At 44.6% G+C, this 3745-nt stretch carries 4 protein-coding genes; 2 read left to right on the top strand and 2 right to left on the bottom strand.

Annotated elements, in window-relative coordinates:
- Positions 1-1516 (top strand): gamma-glutamyltransferase (gene ggt / locus ACP45E_RS14400; RefSeq protein WP_069585159.1); only part of this gene is annotated, 1516 nt, incomplete at its 5' end.
- A gap of 249 nt (positions 1517-1765) precedes the next feature.
- Entirely contained in the window at positions 1766-2296 is a 531-nt protein-coding gene (locus ACP45E_RS14395; protein WP_017033434.1) for a 3'-5' exonuclease, read from the top strand.
- Between the two features lie 87 nt (positions 2297-2383).
- On the opposite strand, the gene ACP45E_RS14390 is transcribed toward ACP45E_RS14395, so the two are convergent.
- Positions 2384-2830, bottom strand: a complete 447-nt coding sequence (locus tag ACP45E_RS14390; protein WP_017033433.1) for a TerB family tellurite resistance protein — start codon at positions 2828-2830, stop codon at positions 2384-2386.
- Positions 2831-3118: 288 nt separating this feature from the next.
- On the bottom strand, positions 3119-3484 hold the full coding sequence (locus tag ACP45E_RS14385; RefSeq protein WP_026026675.1) for a hypothetical protein: 366 nt from the start codon (positions 3482-3484) through the stop codon (positions 3119-3121).
- Between the last annotated feature and the right edge of the window lie 261 nt (positions 3485-3745).

Genomic DNA, 3745 nt, shown 5'->3' with positions numbered 1-3745 from the left:
TCAGACGGTACTTGGGCTAGTGGAGCCTCAGTCGTCGGGGCTTGGTGGAGGGGCATTCCTTGTCTACTACGACGCGACCTCTAAAAAGATAACCACATTTGATGGCAGAGAAACCGCACCATTAGCGGCAAGGCCAGAGTTGTTTCAAGATGACAATGGCAAACCCCTCAAGTTCTTTGATGCCGTTGTCGGAGGTCGATCTGTAGGTACTCCGGGAACCGTTAAATTGCTTTCTACAATGCATGAAAAATACGGCAGTAAAGCTTGGTCTGAATTGCTTGAACCTGCAAAAAGACTGGCAACCAATGGCTTCTCTGTGTCTGAACGAATGGCGTCTTCGATTGCGAGAGATAAAGAACGATTGAGTCGTTACCCCGATACGAAAGCGTACTTCTTTACTTCGGACGGCGAGCCACTGAAAGAAGGCCATAAACTGGTCAATAACGCGTACGCTAAAACGCTCGATATCCTCGATAAAGAAGGGGGAAGCGCGTTCTATTCAGGACAAATCGCGAAGGATATCGTTGAGAGAGTGACAAGCATTGACGATAACCCAGGCGTATTAGCCATGGACGATTTCGCGACTTATAAGATCATTGAAAGAGACGCGACCTGCGTTGGTTATCAGCAATATGATGTATGTGGCATGGGCCCCCCAAGTTCCGGTGCGCTTACCGTCGGGCAGATACTGGGTATTTCAAGCCATTTTGATTTGAAAGAAATGGGGCCCAACGATCCTAAATCGTGGCAAATCATTGGCGATGCCTCTCGACTAGCGTTTGCTGATCGTGGCCGGTATATCGCCGACACCGATTTTGTGCCAATGCCTGAAGGTTTGCTTGATCCAGACTATTTGAAAAGTCGTGCTATGTTGATCACTGAAGGCAAGGCTTTGGCGGAAGTGTCCGCGGGGAGTCCACCGTGGCAACGAAAAATAGCCCTTGCTGACGATCAATCCATTGAACTTCCGTCAACGACTCATATTGTGATTGCCGATGCCAAGGGCAATATTATTTCAATGACCAGTACGGTTGAGAATGGCTTTGGCTCTCGAGTGATGAGCAATGGTTTTATTCTAAACAATGAATTGACTGACTTCTCTTTCGCTTCGCACAAGAATGGTGCCCCTATTGCCAATCGTGTTGAGCCAGGTAAGCGCCCGCGATCTTCAATGGCACCAACCATTGTTCTTGAAGATGGAAAGCCTTACATGGCGTTGGGCTCCCCGGGTGGCTCTCGTATTATTGGCTACGTAGCAAAGACATTGATAGCGCATTTTGACTGGGGTATGGATATTCAAGACGCCATTAATATGCCTAATTTGGTGAACCGTTTTGGAACCTATGATTTAGAAGAAGGAACAGATGCTGAGCGTTTTAAAGAGCCTCTGGAGAAAATGGGTTTTAACGTTGAAATTCGTGATCTAAATTCTGGGCTTCACGGCGTGGTGTTTACCGATGGAAAATTGATGGGTGGAGCCGATCCACGACGTGAAGGCATTGCTATGGGCGACTAAGTAACAGCGTTTGGAGAACAAGGATATGTTGCGCTCTCGGTGGCCTCTTATTTCATGAGAGGCCACCGAGCTAATTGCCCAAATATATGGATTTCTGTTGGTAGTGAATCAGATGAGAAGATTTCTAGAGTAATCTTGCCGAGTGAGATGAATTTTTCCTTTCCGTTTTTGACAACAACTCTACTTTTAAAAGCAAATGAGGTAGAATCCTTCGCCTTTGAGAGGTTAGGTGGGCAATAAAGGTTGGCAATGAACTATAACCGAGTCGTGTGTTTCGATTTAGAGATGTGTTGTTGGAATGTAGATGGCGTTGGCACTACAGGTGAAATCATTGAAATTGGCCTCGCAGAAATCGATGTTGCGTCAGGTGAAATCGTCAAACGAGCTCAATACTATGTCAAACCTGAGCGTGACGAAGTGTCACTGTTTTGTGTGGAATTGACGGGTATTACACCTCGAAAAATTGAAAAGCAAGGCCGTCCATTAAAGGATGTATTACAGTCAGTACTCAAGAATTTTGGCGGACCTAAAAAGATATTTGCGTCATGGGGGCGTGATGATCAAATTCTGTTTAATGAGTGCCGTGAAAAAGGCATCGATTTACCTTTCAAAGAGTTCATTAACCTAGCCACGTTATATCGAATTCAAAATCGACTAAAAGATAAAAGAATTGGACACCGAGCGGCACAAGAAGCCAAAGACATTGAATGGGAAGGACGACAGCATTCCGGTTATGTCGATGCATATAACCTAGCAAAGCTCGCCCTTACAATGCTTTAGGCTCTATTTAGAGCCTATGATCGGATTCTGCTTACTGGTATCAGTCGCTTATTTTAGTGACTATTGTAAATCGCATACGCCACTCGGTTATTCGCCGATAACAGACAGTTTGGCGCGAATAAATTCGCTGTGATCCACATACAAAAGTTCCGCGGTTTTTCTAATCACGGCTTCCTCAATGGGGTCGATTTCTCCGTCCGCGTGTGCAACTTCCCACATCGCCTTGATGAGTTCGAAACGAGTCGGCCTAGAAAGCTCTCTAAGTTGTGATGTAAACTCATACAGTGATGCCGCGTCTTTCACTTGTTCTTCGGCTTGGGTCAGCAATTGATCGGCTTCTGACTCGGTTAATTCCAGTAAGCGTTCAAGCAAATGATGTTTTGCCTCTTTCTCTGCCTGGTCAATTTGGTGATCGGCTCCAGCCACTTCACACAATAAGCATGCAATGGCGAGATTGGGATTATCATTTTTACTTCCGGCTAAATCTTCACCTTCGATTAGCTGTTTGAATAGGGCGGTGATCGCATTAAACATGGCGGCTCCTTTCTAGCTCGTTATGCTACTCACTCTTTGTTTGGTGAATAGGCCAATGATTAAGTAATAGGGGTGAGAGAACCAATTCACAAGTCAGGATTGTGTCAAACTATTACACGGCTCGGCATTTTAGGGTGAAATCAAAGGAAAGACCGTTGATAATCCGTGTTGTTGTTAGCGAATAATTTTGGCCTTTATGGGTTGTGGATGCGGATGGTTTTTCACGTTGATACCGCTTGAAATTAGCACTCAGTAAAACATGAGTGGGACGAGCGCGGCAGGAGGATACTAGTGCGTTGGATTATCAGGAACGTCAGGATCTTCTAAAATTTCAATGATTTCAGAGCTTGAGGATTCATGACCCATCAAAAAAAGCGCCACCATGGCATCGGCTTTGGTTTTTGTATCTGAGGCATCGTTGATGATTTGTTCAAATCGATGCCTAATCATGGTGATTTCATGCTCAACAAACCCACGCGCTTCTTCATCACCTTGTGATTCTTCGGGCGCATTATCGAACTTTAAAAACAGCAGTTCTTCGTTTAACTGTGTATCTATAAGGCGTTCAGGCAGCCATTCTTCGCCCATCACAATGTCTGGATCTTGGCTTTCAGGTAGATTGTTGAGAATATTTTTTAAATCAGATGCTTTCACATTTCTGTCATTTAGAAGAACATATATTACCATTGTAACGGTGATTGAACTCGAAACATAAAATTTCCTTCTAAAATTGTCTTTTTTTGGTGATATTGAGCAAGGAACACGAGAAATAAAACGATGATAAAACAAAAAAGGCTCATTCAAGCGACCTTCTGTTCTTTTGCAGCCTGCTCTTTTGCGCTGAGTGCTTCGACACAAGCGGAAACCGACTTAAATTCAGTGACAACCGAACATCCAGTGACCACTGAAGATGCG

This window comes from Vibrio genomosp. F10 str. 9ZD137, from assembly GCF_049974785.1.
Taxonomy (GTDB): Bacteria; Pseudomonadota; Gammaproteobacteria; order Enterobacterales; family Vibrionaceae; genus Vibrio.
This window is presented reverse-complemented; position numbering and strand designations above follow the sequence as displayed.

Bases quoted from the DNA above. Each gene is read 5' to 3' on its own strand.
- ACP45E_RS14395 (WP_017033434.1), top strand. From the start codon at position 1,766: ATGAACTATAACCGAGTCGTGTGTTTCGATTTAGAGATGTGTTGTTGG.
- ACP45E_RS14390 (WP_017033433.1), bottom strand. From the start codon at position 2,830: ATGTTTAATGCGATCACCGCCCTATTCAAACAGCTAATCGAAGGTGAA.